Below are 14,545 nucleotides of genomic sequence, written 5' to 3'. Positions count from 1 at the left end.
TGCCCCCCGACGTAGAGCCCGGCGCGCGCCCCTGGCTCGAGGGGGTGCAGCTCCTCGCGCAGGTAGGCCGTCGCGACCGACCGGCAGCCCGGCGAGCGCGAAGCCGTCGAGGAAGCGCAGCGCGAGCAGCGCCTCCCACGTCGCGCGAGCGCCGAGGCGAAGCCGATGACGACCGAGGCCCCGAGCGAGAGGTGGATCAGGCGGGTGCGGCCGACGACGTCGGAGAGCGGTCCGGCGACGAGCAGCCCCGCGCCGATGCCGAACATCGCGAGGGAGACGCTCAGGGTCGACGCCCCCGTCGAGACGCCGAAGTCACGCCGCAGGTCGGGCAGCAGCGCCTGCGTCGAGTACAGCAGGGTGAAGGTCGCCAGACCGGCGGCGAAGAGCGACCAGACGATCCGCCGGTAGCCGCTGCTGCCGGGCAGGTAGCCCTCGTGCGTCATGCCGGGCTCGGCTGCGCCGTCCGGTCGCGATGGGCGATCGCGGCGACGAGCAGGCCCTGCCCGACGACATAGGTGAGCATGACGAGCACGCTGTGCAGCGGCAGCTCGACGTCGGCGAAGGCACGCAGCGCGATGAGCGCGTCGGAGACGAGGAAGACGATCGCGCCAACCGTCGCGACCCGGTCGAGGCCGGTGGCGAGCACGGCCATCGTGACGATCGCCAGCCCGTAGACGACGACCGCGGGCAACATCGCCCCGGCCCCACCGCCCGTCACCGCGACGAGGACGACGAGCGCGAGGACATAGGGCGCGAGGAGCGCGGGTCGGGTGCGCACGATGCTGCGCCCGACGAAGGGGGCCAGTGCCGCCGCGTAGGCCAGCTGGGCCAGCAGGAAGCAGCCGAGCATGAGCCCGAAGCCTGCGGCGCTGCCCTCGGCCACGAAGCGCGGCAGGGTGTCGCCGAGCCACGACAGCAGCAGCGCGAGCAGCGTCAGGCGCACCAGCCGCGAGCGCGGCAGGCGGGTCGTCGTGAGCAGCAGCCACGCGAGCAGCGGCGTGAGCAGCACCTGGGTCAGGTCCGCGAGCACCCCTCCCGGCGCCACGCCCTGCGCGACCAGGTGGACGACGGTGACGACCACGAGGGCGACGAGCGCAGGCATGCCCCGAGCCTACGGGGGCAAGGCGAAGGGGGAGGTGTGGGCATATCGTCGGGGCATGAGCCTCCTCGACACCCCCATCGCCCGCCTCGACGGCACCGCCGGCACCCTGCGCGACCTCACCGGCGGCCGGCCGGCGCTGCTCGTCAACGTCGCGAGCAAGTGCGGCCTGACGCCGCAGTACACCGCGCTCGAGGCGCTGCAGGAGGAGTACGCCGCGCAGGGGTTCACCGTCGTCGGCCTGCCGTGCAACCAGTTCGGCGGCCAGGAGCCGGGCACGGCCGAGGAGATCGCCGACTTCTGCTCGGCGACCTACGGCGTGACCTTCCCGATGAGCGAGAAGGTCGAGGTCAACGGCCCCGGCCGCCACCCGGTCTACGCGGGTCTCGTCGACACGGCCGACGAGGCCGGCGAGAGCGGCGACATCCGGTGGAACTTCGAGAAGTTCGTCATCGACGCCGACGGCACGCCGGTCGCCCGATTCAGCCCGCAGGTCACGCCCGACGACGACCGGGTGCTGACCTCCCTTCGCTCCGTCCTCGCCTGAGTGGAGGCGACGGAACAACCCGCGGAGCGCATCGACGGCGGCGACCTGTCCTGCGCGCGGCTGCTCATCCTGCTGCGCGGGCGGGTCGCCGACCTGCCCGCCGGCAGTGTCGTGCACCTGAGCACGACCGACCCGGTGGCACCGATCGACCTGCCGGCGTGGTGCCGGATCACCGGCCACGACTACCTCGGCGTCGCCGAGCCCGGCCCGCCCCCGGTCTACGTCGTGCGGGTGGGGGCCAGCCCGGTCGAGACCCGACCAGACCGGCCCTGGCACCCGGCCTGACGCCGCCTCAGGAGAAGCGCCCGCTCGCCAGCAGCCGGTCCATGTTGCGCTCCGCGAGCGCCGTGATCGTGACGAAGGGGTTGACCCCGATCTTGCCGGGGACGAGCGACCCGTCCATGACGAAGAGGCCCGGCGAGCCCTTGAGCTCACCCGACAGGTCGGTCGCCTCGCCGAGGACGGCGCCGCCGAGCGGGTGGTAGCTGAAGTAGTCGGCGAAGGCCTTGCCGTCGTCGAAGAGGTCGTGACGGTAGACCGTGCCGTGCTCCCGGTTGAGGCGGTCCATCACGGCCCTCGCCGCGGCCACGCCCGGAGCGGCCTTGCTCTCGTCCCAGTCGAGGGTGAGCGCGCCGCGGCCGCTGTCCCAGGCGAAGGAGCCGCGGTTGGGGTTGTTGGTCACGGCGAGGTAGTTGGAGGTGAAGGTCTCGACGCCCAGGGGCAGCGGGGCGATCTCGGCGAAGACCGACGCCTCGGTGTCGTCCCACGCGTTGATGCCCATCGCCGGCATGCACGACTGCTGCGACCCGGTCGCGGTGAGCCCGAGGTAGCGGGCGACCATGAGGTTGCCGTTGGGCCCCCACCCGCGCCCCACGGCGCTCGGCAGCCCGTGCAGGCCACCGTGTGCGGCCGCGCGCAGCAGGATGCGAGAGGTGCCGACGCTGCCCGCGGCGAGGACGACCCGGTCGTAGGTGGCGCGTCGGGTCGAGACGACGTCACCGTCGAAGTTGATCGTGCGCAGCTCGAGCTCGTAGGCGCCCTCGGCGGTGCGGGTGAGGGCGGTGACCTCGGTCATGACGATCGGCGTGATCCGCCCGCTGGCCAGCGCGGTCCGCAGATAGGTCTTCGTCAGGTCGCGCTTGCCGTGGTTGTTGCCGAAGAGGATCTCCTGCGCGAGAGCGGACTTCGGTGCGTCGCCGGCGGCCTCGCGGGCCATGTGGTCCCAGTCGTAGACGCTCGGCACGAGCGTGGTGTCGAAGCCCGCGGCGCGCGCCTGGTCACGGGCGACCCGGCTGAACCCGTACCAGGGCGAGTCCAGCATCGTCGCCGTCGGCGGGGCGACGCCCAGCGCGGCATTGGCCCGGGGGAAGTAGGTCCGGTACATCTCCTCGGCGTCGACGTCGGGCAGCACCTGCTCGAAGAAGGACCGGCGCGGGGTCACGGCCATCGCGCCGTTGACGAGGGAGCCGCCGCCGAGGCCGCGCCCGACGTAGACCTTCATGTGGTCGAAGCGCTCGATCCCGAGCACGCCGGCACCGCGCTCGGTCGGGATCGAGGTCGGGACGCCGAGGATGGTGGAGAAGGGGAGCTCTACGTGGTCCTGGAACCACGTCGATCGGGCGCTCGGCGCCGTCATCGAGGTGAAGACCTTGCCGTTGACGGGCTCCACCGTGCGCCAGTCCATGCCCATCTCGATGAGGTCGGCGCTCTGGCCGGCCGCCGCGAGCCGCTGGGCGGCGACGGCGCCGCCGTAGCCGGAGCCGATGATCGCGATGCGCGGCCCCTCGCCGGTCGTGGTCGCGGCTCGTGCGGTCGGGGCGAGCGCCGGTCCGGCGACGGTGGCCCCACCGACGGCTGCGGCGAGGAGGGTGCGACGGCTGACTGACATGGATCTCCTTGTGCCCGAAGGGAACTCGCCGATCACTACCGGCGAGTAACCACAGGCTGGCACAGGACTCCGGGGCCGCAGGACGAGCGGCCCCGGACGAAGGGGGACGAGCTGGCCGGCGTCAGCCGCGCGCCTGCTCCCGGGCATTGGACGGACGGCCCCACGGCCCGGTGATGGCGAAGGTGCGCCCCGGGTCGCCCTGGATGTTGGCGAAGAGCGTCGTGCCGGCCGCGTCGAAGGTCGGGCCGGCCCACTCGCTGTCGTCGACGAGGTTGAGCGCGAGGCGGTAGGCCGTGCCCTGGTCGGTGACGCCGATGAGCTGCGAGGCGCCCTCGCCGTCCTCGGCGAGGACGAGCCCGCCGTGGGGCGAGACGGTGATGTTGTCCGGGCCGTCGACGCCGGCACCGTCCTCGTTGACCGCGAAGATCGTCGTCAGCGTGATCGTCTGCTTCGCCGGGTCGAAGAACCACACCTGGCCGTCGTGCTCGTGGAGCGAGCCGTCGTCGCTGCGGGCATAGCTCGAGACGACGTAGACGCCGTCGTCGCCCCACCACTGTCCCTCGAGCTTGCGCGCGCGGGTCACCTCGTCGTCGGCGAGCTGCTCACGGATCGGGGTCTCGCGGGCGTCGCGGTCGGGGACCTCGACCCAGCGCACGGTGTAGGTCGTGTTGGTCTTCGTCGCCTTGGACAGGTCGGTGACGTGGGTGCCGTTGCGCTCGAAGGCGACGAGCGCCTCGAGGGTGCCGACCTCGACGGCGCCGTCGGCGGCGAGCGCGTGGAGCGCGCCCTTGCCCTGGCGGTAGCCGGCGGGCGGGGTCCAGCGGTAGAAGAGTCCGTTGGGCTCGTCGGCGTCCTCGGTGAGGTAGATCCGGCCGGTCGCCTCCTCGACGACGGCGGCCTCGTGCTCGAAGCGCCCGAGGAACTTCAGCGGGATGTTGGCCTTGCCGATGTTGGCCGCCTGGCTGGTCGGGTCGACCTCGAAGACGTAGCCGTGGTCCTGCTCGAAGGTGTAGGTGACGCCGTCGTCCTCGTGGGTGCCGGCACGCTCGTCGGTCTCCTCGCAGGTCAGCCACGTGCCCCACGGGGTGATGCCGCCGGCGCAGTTGTCGACGGTGCCGGCCACGGAGGTGTAGTGCTCGACCACGGTGTTGTCGGCGTCGACGACGAGGGTGGAGGTTCCCCCCTTCGCCCCGCGGTCGTAGACCAGGCCGTCGACGTGCGGGACGGCGTCGTCGTCGGCGCCACCGATCTCGTGGTTGCAGACGATCGTCGAGCCGCCGCCGGCGCGGGCGAAGGCGCCCATCGCGTCCTGGCTGCCGGCCACGGCGTAGCCGCCGACCGTCGTCGTGCCGGACTCGGCGAGGACGGTGTAGCTGAAGCCCTCCGGCAGCGCGAGCAGCTCACCCGCGGGACGCAGCGGGCCGTAGCCGGCGGCCAGGCGGGTGGTCTGCGCGGCGCTGGCGTGCGAGGCGAAGGGGGGCGGAGCTGCCGGCGACGAGCAGGCCGAGGGCGCCGGCGGAGCCGCCGAGGAGGGTGCGGCGGTCGATGGGGGTGGGGGGTGGACATGCGGACTCCTGGGATCGGTCGAGGGGACGTCCGCAGTCCAGCAAGCAGGAGTTCGCCCTGGGCGACCCTGACGGGTCCCCCGGGCGAACGGTGGGTGAAACGTGGGCCGCGCTCAGGCGGCGAGCAGCTTGTCGAGCTGGCTGACGGCGGACTTCGAGCCCTCGACGACGCCCATGTCGAGCACCTTCTGCATGTCGTCGGCGGACTCCCACGTCGAGGTGTTGACCATGCGCGCGCCACCGTCGACGGCGACGAACTCGACGACCATCGTCGACGTGGGGGCGGAGTCGACGGGGTTGCCGTCGGCGTCGGCGAAGTAGTCGCGCAGCTCGAGCCGGCGGGGCTCCTCGACGGCGACGACGGTCCAGCCGCCGGGGAACTTCTCCCCTTCGGGGCTGGTCATGTGATAGCTCACGGTGCCGCCGGGGGTGAGGTCGTGCTCGGTCACGGTGGCCGGGTAGCCCTCGGGCCCCCACCACTGCTCGAGCTGGCGCGGGTCGGCCCACACCTGCCAGAGGCGCTCGACGCTGACGGGGAACTCGGTCGTCATGACGAGGGTGCGGGTGTCGAGGTCGGTGGTGACGTCGATGATGGGCATGGTGATCTCCTGGTGGGTGGGTCGTGCAGCGTGGGTCATGCGCTGGGGGTGGTGCTGTCGTTGGCCAGCAGGGCGTCGATCCCCGCGACCCGGCCGCGCCACACGGCCTCGAGCTCGGCGAGCAGGGCACCGACGGCACGCACGGCCTCGACGTCCCCGCTCGCCAGCGACTCTCGTCCGCTGCGGCGCTTGGTGATCAGCCCCGCCCGCTCGAGCACCGCGACATGCTTCTGCACGGCGGCGAAGCTCATCGGGTAGTCGGCGGCCAGGGCGGACACCGAGTGCTCCCCCGCCAGCACGCGACGCAGGATGTCCCGCCTCGTGCTGTCGGAGAGCGCGTGGAAGAAGGCGTCTGCCCTCTCCTCGTCCGTCGGTGCCATGGATCTAACGTACAACCATATGGTTGTACGTTGTCAACCCTGACGCGTCACACGTTTTCCGGGTGACCCGGAAAACTGCCGCTTCGCATGAGTTCCAAACCTTTGCGAAGCGGCAGTTTCTCGGGTCACCCGAGAATCAGCCGACGGTGGCCGCCCGCCGGTTGAGGTAGCGCTGCTCGGGGATGCTCTGGGTGCGACTGGCCGCGAGCAGGTATGCGGCACAGGCCTCTTCGCGTCGGCCGGCCATCTCGAGCAGGTGGGCGTGGACGGCGTGGACCCGGTGTCCGCGGGCCAGGGTCGGGTCGTCGAGCAGCGGGGCGAGGGCATTGAGCCCGGCCACCGCGCCCTCCGCCATCCCGACCGCCGCGGCCAGGTTGAGCGCGACGACCGGCGAGGGCGCGATCCGCAGCAGCATCCGGTAGAGCACGACGATCTGCAGCCAGTCCGTCTCCGCAGCCGTCGCCGCCTCGCCGTGGACCGCCGCGATCGCCGCCTGGAGCTGGAAGGGCCCGACCGCCCCACGCACCAAGGCCTCCTCGACGAGCCGCACGCCTCGGGCGATCGCCTCGTGGTCCCACAGCGAGCGGTCCTGGGCATCGAGCGGGACGAGGTCGCCGGCCGCGTCGACCCGAGCAGCCGCACGAGCGTGGTCGACGAGCAGCAGGGCGAGCAGGCCCGCGGTCTCGGGGTCGCGCGGCAGCGCCCGGTGGAGCCGCTCGGCCAGGCGCAGCGCCTCCCGCTGGAGGTCGACGTCGACGAGCGCGTCACCGGCAGCGGTCGTGTGCCCGGTGGTGAAGACGAGGTAGACGACGTGCCGCACCGCGTGCAGCCGCGCCGTCGCGTCCTCCTGCGTCGGCGGGGCGAAGGGAGCTCCGCTGCCCCTGATCGTCGACTTGGCCCGGCTGATCCGCTGCGCCATCGTCGCCTCGGGCACGAGGAAGCAGGCCGAGATCTGCGCGGTCGTCAGACCGGCGACGGCCCGCAGGGTCAGGGCCACCCGGGAGGCGTCGGACAGGTCGGGGTGAGCGCAGAGCATCGCCATCCGCAGGGTGTCGTCGTCGACCGGCGGCCCCTCGACGACGGCTCCGGGGTCGCCGACGCCGACCCCGCTCTCTTCGAGCAGCGGTGCGGCAGAGCGGGACTCGCCCTCCTCCCGGCGCTCACGGGCGTCCGCGGAGCGCCGGGGCGTCGATGAGCCGTCGGGAGGCGACGCGGACGAGCCAGGCCTTCGGGTCGTCGGGCCGACCGTCACGCGGCCACTGCTCCGCCGCGGCGAGCAGCGCCTCCTGGACCGCGTCCTCGCAGGCCCCGAAGTCGCCGCTGCGCCGCAGCAGCGCGGCGAGGACGTCGGCGGTGTGCTCCCGCCAGACGTCCTCGCCGGCGCTCACTGCTCCTCGCCGCCGGGCCACATCGTCGGCCGCACCTCGATCGTCTCGCCGGGGCCGGCGAAGGCCCGACCGAGCTCCTCGGCCCGCTCCCGGTCGGCGACGTCGACGAGGAAGAAGCCCGCGAACTGCTCCTTGGTCTCGGCATAGGGACCGTCGGTCGCGATCGGCTCGCCATCGGCCCAGCGGAAGAGCCGCGACGTCGCCGGGTCACCGAGGGCCTCCGCGGCGAGGAACTCGCCCGCCTCCTGCATCTCGGTGAGCAGCTGCTCGAAGTCACGCTCCATCTGCTCGCGCTGCTGGGCCGGCAGCGCCTGGTGCTCGGCGACGAAGTCTCCCGTGGGGTGGCCCCAGGGCTGGGGCGTGGAGTGGACGAGGATGACGAACTTCATGGTGGTGCCTCCTGCCGCCGGGGCGGCCTCGGGATGCGGCCTGCTGGCCATGACACCACGGACGTCGGAGCCGCGGGGCGCTTCTCGACATCCTCCACCCACCCCGCTCCCTGAGGAGCTTGCGCAGCAAGCGTCTCGAAGGGTGCCGGAAGGTTTTCGCTCACCTCGCCGTTCCCCCACCGATGACTGCCGACGCCGCCGCCCAGACCGCCCGCCTCATCGCCCTCGGGGTCCACGACCTCGCCGGCCTCACCGCCACCGCCTTCGCCGACCTCGTCCCCGACGCCCCGGAGGGCGACGGCGTGCTCGTGGTCTCCCCTTCGCTCGTGCCGGCGGCGGACCTCGCCCCGCTGCTGACGAAGGGGGACCAGCCCGGGTTCGTCGTGACCGACATGACCGACCTCGCCGACTTCGTACCGCTGCCCGACGAGGTCGTGCCCGATGCGCCGCTCTACTGGATCGCCGGCATCGAGCGCGGCGACGAGATGGCCAACTGGTCACCCGACGAGGCGCTGCCGGCGATCCGCGAGCGCCGCCGCCACCCGCTCACGGTCAGCGAGGGCATCAGCTGGCTGCTGCAGGAGCCGGAGCGGCTCGAGCGCAACCGGTGCTTCATGACGATCGCCTCCCGCAAGCCCAAGGCCAAGGGCCTGGACGCCCGCACCCCCGCCATCTGGATCAGCAACGGCACCGGACGCGACGGGCGCGACCGCAAGGGCGCCCCCAAGGTCGGCTGGTGCTGGGCGGGCAACCGGCACACCTGGCTGGGCTTCGCCTCGGCGGCCGCGCGCCACTGACGGCCCCGCGCCGCACTCACGGGCGTGCACAAAGGGTCGTCCTCGTGCATCTCGCGGCACTCATCTGCCCGTTGACGCCTCAGGACGACCTCTTGTGCACACGCCCTCAGTCGGCGTGGCGCGCCGCGTCGGCGACGATCGCGTCGTGCAGCCACTGCGCGGTGCCCGGCTCGATCTGCTCGTAGTGCTCGGTGAAGCGCGGGTCCGAGAGGTACATCTGCGCCAGGCAGACCTGGAACTCGTGCGAGCAGTCGTAGTAGCGCTCGATGCTCGCGCGGTGCCGCTCGGCGAGCACCGCAGCGGCGTCGCCGTCGACCGGCGTACCCGCACGCACCGCGGCCCCGAGGTCGGCCTCGAAGGTCTCCATCTCGACCTTGACCTCGGCCCACTGCTCCTTGGTCATCTGCTGCGTCCGGGCTTGCGACTGCGCCCACTTGTCGGTGTCGCCCCAGCGCTGCTGCGCCTCGGCCTGGTACTCCTCGTTGTAGCCGTCGCCGAAGAGCTCCTTGAGGTCCTCGGTCGTCGCGGGCTGGTTGTCCATCTCTGCCTCCAGTCGTCGGTCGATCGCTTCGACCAGGTCGGACATCTGCGCCAACCTGGCCGTGACCTCGTCGCGCTGCCGCCTCAGGTGGTCGATCACCTCGGCACCGTCGGCGTCGAGCAGCTCACCGATCTCCTCGAGGCTGAAGTCCAGCCTCCGGTAGACGACGATCGTGCTCAGCCGCTGCAGGTCCTCGCGGGTGTAGAGCCGGTAACCCGCCGGCGTGCGCTCGCTCGGGTGCAGCAGCCCGACCTCGTCGTAGTGGTGCAGCGTCCGCACCGTCACGCCGAAGGTCTCGGCCACCTGCCCCACCGTGAGCGCCTCCATGAGGCCAGTGTGCTGCGCGATCTCGGTCATGGCGACGACTGTGGTGCCTCACGTCGCGTGAGGGTCAAACCCGCCCTCCTTCGCGGGTCTCGAGGCTCGCAGGCGCGCACCTCGACCACCGTGGAGGGTGGGGCGATCCCCCCGTCGCCTCGGGGTGCCCGGCCCATGGTGGCGGGGCGCGCCGGTCCATAGCGTCGAAGACCATGACGACGCCCGCCCTCGCCCCCTTCGCGCCACCGACGCCACGCCGGTCCGGGCTGCACACCGCGCTGCTCTGGATCACCCGGCTGGTGATGCTGCCGCAGGCGATCGCCTTTGTGCTGCAACCGATCTCGATCGGCTCCTTCCTCCAGGGCACGTGGGCGGCGCTCGACGTGCACCTCGTCACCGGTGGGATCCTCGTGATCGTCACGTGGGTGACGGGGGTGTGCGGCCTGGCCCTCGGGGTCGTCGGTCGGCACTGGTGGCTCGTCGCCACCTCTCTCGCGCTCGGGTTCCTCACGACGGCGCAGGTGGCCCTCGGCTCGACCCGTGTCCTCGTCCTGCACGTCCCGCTCGGCGTCGCCCTCGTGGCCCTCGCCCTGTGGCTGGCGGTCTGGCCGTGGACCCGCGCGGCGAAGGGAGCCCCCCGGTGAGCCTGTCCCGTCGCCAGCTCTTCGGTCTCTCCGGCGGCATCGTCTCCGGCGTGGCCCTCGCCGCCTGCGGCCTCTCCCTCACCTCGCCCGGCGGGTCCACCGGGGCCCTCCTCACGAGCTCGGTCCCGCTGCCGCGCCCCTTCGGCACGGACCTGCCGCGGCTGACCCCCCTTCGTCCTGATCGTGACGGCCGGGCGCGAATCACGGTGCGACGCAAGGCCGTCGAGATCCTGCCCGGGCGCACGACGGAGATCGCCGGTTACGACGGCCTCTTCCCCGGACCCACCATCGAGGCGACGAAGGGGTCCCGCTGCACCTGACCGTGGCCAACGAGCTCGACGTCCCGGTCGTCAACCACCTGCACGGCGGCGTCGTGCCGCCGGAGCACGACGGCTACCCGACGGACTTCGTCCAGCCGCGCGCGTCTCGCGTCTACGACTACCCGCTCGACCAGCGCGCCGCGATGCTCTGGTACCACGACCACGCGATGGACCTCACGGGGCCGAATGTCTACGCCGGCATGGCCGGAGCCTTCGTGCTGCGCGACCCGGCCGAGGAGGATCTCGGGCTGCCGAGCGAGGAGCGCGAGCTGACCCTCGTCATCACCGACCGCAGCTTCGGCAACGACGCCGAGCTCGTCTACCCGGTGACCGACGGGGTCATCGATGCGCGCTACCACGGGGGCCTCCTCGGTGACGTCATGCTCGTCAACGGCGCCCCGTGGCCGCGGACCGACGTCGACGCCGCGCGCTATCGGTTGCGAATCCTCAACGCCTGCAATGCCCGTCGCCTCGAGCTGGCTCTCGACCCGGGCGGCGACCTCGTCCAGGTCGGCACCGACCTCGGCCTGATGACCCGGCCGCACCGGCGCTCGACCCTCACCCTCGCGCCGGCCGAGCGTGCCGACGTCGTCGTCGACTTCTCGGAGCACGAGGTCGGCTCGCAGGTGACCCTCGTCAACCGGCTCGACGGCGGCGCGATGGGTCAGGTGATGCGCTTCGACGTGGCACGCCGGGCTCGGGACGACTCGCACGTGCCCTCACGGCTGTCGAGCATCGAGCGGCTCGACCCGGCCGATGTCGTCGTGACGCGCGACTTCAAGCTCTCGCTCGGCGCGCGCGGCCAGGGACACGGGTCGCACGGATCGGCGGGCGGGTCCAGCGGCGGGGGTCGCGACGGCGGCGGGGGTGACCTTGCGATGTGGACGGTCAACGACCAGCCCTACCGGCCGGGGGTCGACATCGCCCGCCCCCGGCTGGGGACCCTCGAGCGGTGGCGCTTCACGACCGACGTGCACCACCCGGTCCACGCGCACCTCGTCGGCTTCCAGGTCGAGCAGGACGGCGCGCCGGTCTGGAAGGACACGATCGACGTCGGCCCGACCTCGCGCGCCGAGGTGCTCGTGCCGATCGAGGGCTATCGCGGCCGCTACGTCCTGCACTGCCACAACCTCGAGCACGAGGACCGGATGATGATGGCGGACTTCTCGGTCGTGTGAGCGCGGAGCCGGACTACTCGGCGAGCTGTGCCTCGATGCCGTCGCACCTGACGTGCGGGATGCTGCGCTCCATGTCGCGGTCGTAGACCGTCACCATCGCCTCGTCGGCCCCCGGGAAGGCGCACGCGCGCTCCATCGTGGCGCGCAGGGCCGTGTCGGAGGCGTCCACGGCCTCGCCGACGATCTCGAGGTCGGACTGCTCGCCGTCGAAGGCGCGCCCCTGGGTCACCGTGAAGCTGCCCTCGTCCTTGTCCGCCGGGTGCTGCTCGGACCACGTCAGCCAGTCGTGCAGGGCGGCGGGATCGGCAGCGCAGTCGAGCTCGACGAAGCGGTCGTAGCCGAGGACGTCGTCCGAGGTGTAGCCCACCGCGACGACGGTGACCTCCGCTCCCTTCGTCGAGGGAGCGCACTGGATCTCGAGCAGCGCGATCGCCTCCGCGGAGGCCAGGTCGGGGTCGGTGCCGACGAGGTCGACCCGCGACCGCAGGGTCACCTCGGACCGCGTCTTCGCATCCCCGGAGACGAAGAGCGGCGACGCCGGTGCACCGTGCTCCTCCAGGTCCAGGTGCGGGAAGCGCGAGGTCTTCAGCTGCGGCTCGACCTGCGCGACGAAGTCCTCCTGGGCGGAGGCCTCGCCCGGGAGTGCATCCAGTCCCGGACCGCGCCCCCGCCCCACCACGCGAGCGCGACCACGGCCACGAGGACCACCGCCGTCAGGAGTCCCGTCAGCAGCAGGCTGCGCATCCACCACGGAGAGAGCCGGTGCTCCTCGTCCGGCCCGGCGACCGGTCGGCACTCGACCCCGAGCACGGCCGCCAGCTCCTCGAAGGTCCCGTCCGGGAACGACCACTCGGGGAGCGCCACGAAGCGCTGGCCCCGGACGTCGGTGATGAACCGGTAGTACACCTCCTGCCGCGGATTCGCGTGGTTGGGGTAGGCGCGGCCCCGGACGAGGTCGCCCACCTCGTCACGCGGGAGGCGCTGACGAACACCGAAGCGGGTGACGACCAGCTCGTCGCGAGTGAGCCGGACCGTCGACAGTCCGTAGAGGCCGTAGAAGAGCGTGGCGCCGACGAAGACGCCGCCACCGTCCACGACAGCATCGTGACGGTGCTGCTCCAGTCGTTGTTGCGGTAGTAGTAGCCGCCCCACACGACGATGAGTCCGACCAGGGTCAGCCAGTTGTTGCGGACGTTGGTCCAGCCGAGGCGCAGTCCCGAGGAGCCCGCTCGGCGGGTGAAGGTGGCGGGCTCCGTCTCGGTGGACTGGTCCATGTCTCCCTGGTTCTTCGTGCTGCCGTCGCGCGTCCGGGCGGACGGGCGCCGACCAATCTATGCAGGCGCGAGCACGGACCGGACGGCAGGGTGGTCACTGCCGGTGGGCCCGCGTCACCCCTCGGTGTGCCCGCGTCACCGCAGGGAGCGAAGGGGGGTCCCCGGGTCCGCGAGTGCCGTCGGGTCAGGAGTCGCACCGGTCGCGATGAGCTGCTCGGCGACCCGGATGTCCTTGGCGACGACCGGTCCGCGGCCCAGGGAGGTGGCGGCGACGAGGCGGCCCTGCGCGTCGAGCCCGAAGTGGATCAGCGACCCGTCCTCGCGCTCGCGCACGACTTCGCTGACGGCCGTCGTCGGCAGGCCCGCCGTCTGGAGCATCTGGTCGTACTGGTCGGACCAGAACCACGGGACCGCGACGTGTGGCTCCTGCCCACCGGTCATCGACGCGGCCACGGTGACCGCCTGGTCGTGAGCGCTGCGCCAGGACTCGACGCGGGCCCGGTGACCGCTGCGGGCATCGGGGACGGCGGCGCAGTCCCCCGCCGCCCAGATGTGCGGGTCGCTCGTGCGCAGCTGCTCGTCGACGACGATCCCGTCCTCGACGAGCAGGCCTGCGGCAGAGGCGAGCTCGGTGTGCGGTGCTGCTCCGACACCGGCCACGACGGCGTCGACGTCGAGGCTCTCGCCGGTCGACAGGCCGACCCGCAGGCCGACCGCCACCTCGTCGACCGAGGTCACGGTGGTGCCGGTGCGCACCTGCACGCCGTGGTCGGCGTGCAGGGCGACGACCTCGTCGGCGACGACCGGCGGCACCATCCGCGCGAGCGCCCGGTCGGCCGCCTCGACGACGACGACCTCCATGCCGCGCTGCCGGGCCCCGGCGGCGATCTCGAGACCGATGAACCCGGCCCCGATGACGAGCAGCCGGCCCCCGGCCCGCACGAGGTCGCGCAGCGTCGCCGCCTCGGCGTGGGTGCGCAGGTAGTGCACGTGGTCCAGCCCGAGCCGCCGCGACCCCGCCCCCGTCGTCAGGAGCAGCCGGTCGTAGGGCATCGCCCCCGCGTCGGTGAAAACGGTCCGCGCCTCCCGGTCGATCGTCGTGACGTCCACCCCGAGGCGAAGGGAGATCCCCGCCTCCGCGAGCTGCTCCGGCGTCCAGGGGTGGACGAGCTCGGGGTCGTCGTCGGCGAGCGCGGCCTTCGACAAGGGCGGGCGCTCGTAGGCGACGACCTCCTCGCGCCCGAGCAGGGTGATCGACCCGGCGAAGCCGCGCTCCCGCAGGGCCATCGCCGCCCGGGTCCCGCACTCGCCGGCACCCACCACGACGATGCGCTCGGCGGTGTCCCCGCTGCTCTCGGTCATGCCCCGACCTTCGCACAGGCCCCGCCGGGGGTCACGCGATGACCACCCGGCCGAGCTCCTGGGTGCAGCGGGTGAGGGCGACGTAGAGCCCGTTCCACCCGCGCGGCTCGGCGGCGATGCCGTCGGGGTCGACGAGCAGGGTGGCGTCCCACTCCAGCCCCTTGGCCTGGGTGGCGCTCATGACCGTGACGTCGGGGCCGAGGGCCGCGGCGAGGTCGGCGACCGGTCGGCCGGGGCGACGACGCCCACCGGCACC

General features: G+C 72.6%; 19 protein-coding genes and 1 pseudogene. 6 read left to right on the top strand and 14 right to left on the bottom strand.

Annotated features, from left to right (window positions below; all coding sequences use genetic code 11):
* Together AC2W7J_RS08435 and AC2W7J_RS08430 are read right to left on the bottom strand one after the other, a co-directional pair.
* Positions 1-443, bottom strand: a pseudogene (locus AC2W7J_RS08435) (MFS transporter); the annotation flags it as partial.
* Entirely contained in the window at positions 440-1,102 is a 663-nt protein-coding gene (locus tag AC2W7J_RS08430) for a lysoplasmalogenase family protein (protein WP_485982075.1), read from the bottom strand. The gene AC2W7J_RS08430 and the pseudogene AC2W7J_RS08435, both read right to left, overlap by 4 nt.
* A gap of 55 nt (positions 1,103-1,157) precedes the next feature.
* Between AC2W7J_RS08430 and AC2W7J_RS08425 the strand changes: the two genes are divergently transcribed.
* Positions 1,158-1,646: a glutathione peroxidase gene (locus AC2W7J_RS08425; protein WP_485982074.1), complete on the top strand. Its 489-nt coding sequence runs from the start codon at positions 1,158-1,160 to the stop codon at positions 1,644-1,646.
* Positions 1,647-1,931 carry a sulfurtransferase TusA family protein gene (locus tag AC2W7J_RS08420; RefSeq protein ID WP_485982073.1) on the top strand — a complete coding sequence of 95 codons (285 nt, stop codon included), beginning with the start codon at positions 1,647-1,649 and terminating at the stop codon, positions 1,929-1,931. It abuts the gene before it with no gap.
* 7 nt (positions 1,932-1,938) lie between these two features.
* Here AC2W7J_RS08420 and AC2W7J_RS08415 read toward each other — a convergent pair whose 3' ends face one another.
* The 7 genes from AC2W7J_RS08415 to AC2W7J_RS08385 all read right to left on the bottom strand — a co-directional run bounded on the left by AC2W7J_RS08415 (position 1,939) and on the right by AC2W7J_RS08385 (position 7,855).
* The gene (locus AC2W7J_RS08415; RefSeq protein WP_485982072.1) at positions 1,939-3,534 is read right to left on the bottom strand and encodes a GMC oxidoreductase; all 1,596 of its coding nucleotides are present in this window, start codon (positions 3,532-3,534) and stop codon (positions 1,939-1,941) included.
* A gap of 121 nt (positions 3,535-3,655) precedes the next feature.
* The gene (locus AC2W7J_RS08410; protein WP_485982076.1) at positions 3,656-4,924 is read right to left on the bottom strand and encodes an alkaline phosphatase PhoX; all 1,269 of its coding nucleotides are present in this window, start codon (positions 4,922-4,924) and stop codon (positions 3,656-3,658) included.
* A 288-nt stretch (positions 4,925-5,212) separates the two neighbouring features.
* Entirely contained in the window at positions 5,213-5,698 is a 486-nt protein-coding gene (locus tag AC2W7J_RS08405; RefSeq protein WP_485982071.1) for an SRPBCC family protein, read from the bottom strand.
* Between the two features lie 35 nt (positions 5,699-5,733).
* Complete coding sequence (locus AC2W7J_RS08400) at positions 5,734-6,078, bottom strand: ArsR/SmtB family transcription factor (RefSeq protein ID WP_485982070.1); 345 nt, start codon at positions 6,076-6,078, stop codon at positions 5,734-5,736.
* A 136-nt stretch (positions 6,079-6,214) separates the two neighbouring features.
* Positions 6,215-7,120 carry an RNA polymerase sigma factor gene (locus tag AC2W7J_RS08395; protein ID WP_485982069.1) on the bottom strand — a complete coding sequence of 302 codons (906 nt, stop codon included), beginning with the start codon at positions 7,118-7,120 and terminating at the stop codon, positions 6,215-6,217.
* Positions 7,121-7,238: 118 nt separating this feature from the next.
* A complete protein-coding gene (locus AC2W7J_RS08390) occupies positions 7,239-7,466 on the bottom strand; it encodes a sigma factor (protein WP_485982068.1) in 228 nt (75 codons plus the stop codon).
* Positions 7,463-7,855 carry a YciI family protein gene (locus AC2W7J_RS08385; protein ID WP_255184797.1) on the bottom strand — a complete coding sequence of 131 codons (393 nt, stop codon included), beginning with the start codon at positions 7,853-7,855 and terminating at the stop codon, positions 7,463-7,465. Before AC2W7J_RS08385 ends, AC2W7J_RS08390 begins: the two co-directional genes overlap by 4 nt.
* Before the next feature lie 182 nt (positions 7,856-8,037).
* On the opposite strand from AC2W7J_RS08385, the gene AC2W7J_RS08380 reads away from it, so the two are divergent.
* Positions 8,038-8,652: a DUF5701 family protein gene (locus AC2W7J_RS08380; protein WP_255184798.1), complete on the top strand. Its 615-nt coding sequence runs from the start codon at positions 8,038-8,040 to the stop codon at positions 8,650-8,652.
* 106 nt (positions 8,653-8,758) lie between these two features.
* Here AC2W7J_RS08380 and AC2W7J_RS08375 read toward each other — a convergent pair whose 3' ends face one another.
* Complete coding sequence (locus AC2W7J_RS08375; RefSeq protein ID WP_485982067.1) at positions 8,759-9,550, bottom strand: MerR family transcriptional regulator; 792 nt, start codon at positions 9,548-9,550, stop codon at positions 8,759-8,761.
* Positions 9,551-9,723: 173 nt separating this feature from the next.
* Here AC2W7J_RS08375 and AC2W7J_RS08370 point away from each other — a divergent pair, with 173 nt between their 5' ends.
* The 3 genes from AC2W7J_RS08370 to AC2W7J_RS08360 are packed head-to-tail and all read left to right on the top strand — an operon-like array spanning position 9,724 to position 11,653.
* The gene (locus AC2W7J_RS08370) at positions 9,724-10,155 is read left to right on the top strand and encodes a hypothetical protein (RefSeq protein ID WP_427801984.1); all 432 of its coding nucleotides are present in this window, start codon (positions 9,724-9,726) and stop codon (positions 10,153-10,155) included.
* A complete protein-coding gene (locus AC2W7J_RS08365; RefSeq protein ID WP_485982066.1) occupies positions 10,152-10,475 on the top strand; it encodes a hypothetical protein in 324 nt (107 codons plus the stop codon). The genes AC2W7J_RS08370 and AC2W7J_RS08365 overlap by 4 nt, the downstream gene beginning before the upstream one ends.
* A gap of 2 nt (positions 10,476-10,477) precedes the next feature.
* Positions 10,478-11,653: a multicopper oxidase family protein gene (locus AC2W7J_RS08360; protein ID WP_485982065.1), complete on the top strand. Its 1,176-nt coding sequence runs from the start codon at positions 10,478-10,480 to the stop codon at positions 11,651-11,653.
* Positions 11,654-11,666: 13 nt separating this feature from the next.
* Here AC2W7J_RS08360 and AC2W7J_RS08355 read toward each other — a convergent pair whose 3' ends face one another.
* The 4 genes from AC2W7J_RS08355 to AC2W7J_RS08340 all read right to left on the bottom strand — a co-directional run.
* Entirely contained in the window at positions 11,667-12,329 is a 663-nt protein-coding gene (locus AC2W7J_RS08355) for a hypothetical protein (RefSeq protein ID WP_485982064.1), read from the bottom strand.
* Entirely contained in the window at positions 12,239-12,748 is a 510-nt protein-coding gene (locus AC2W7J_RS08350; protein WP_485982063.1) for a hypothetical protein, read from the bottom strand. Before AC2W7J_RS08350 ends, AC2W7J_RS08355 begins: the two co-directional genes overlap by 91 nt.
* Positions 12,749-13,062: 314 nt before the next feature.
* Positions 13,063-14,289: an NAD(P)/FAD-dependent oxidoreductase gene (locus AC2W7J_RS08345; RefSeq protein ID WP_485982062.1), complete on the bottom strand. Its 1,227-nt coding sequence runs from the start codon at positions 14,287-14,289 to the stop codon at positions 13,063-13,065.
* Between the two features lie 31 nt (positions 14,290-14,320).
* Positions 14,321-14,545: ATP-binding domain-containing protein (locus tag AC2W7J_RS08340; protein ID WP_485982061.1), on the bottom strand; the 225-nt coding region annotated here is incomplete at its 5' end.

It is taken from the genome of Janibacter sp. CFPM2_SD2 (assembly GCF_057364645.1).
Note: the sequence above shows the minus strand (reverse complement) of the source record. Positions and strands in the feature narration are given on the sequence as shown.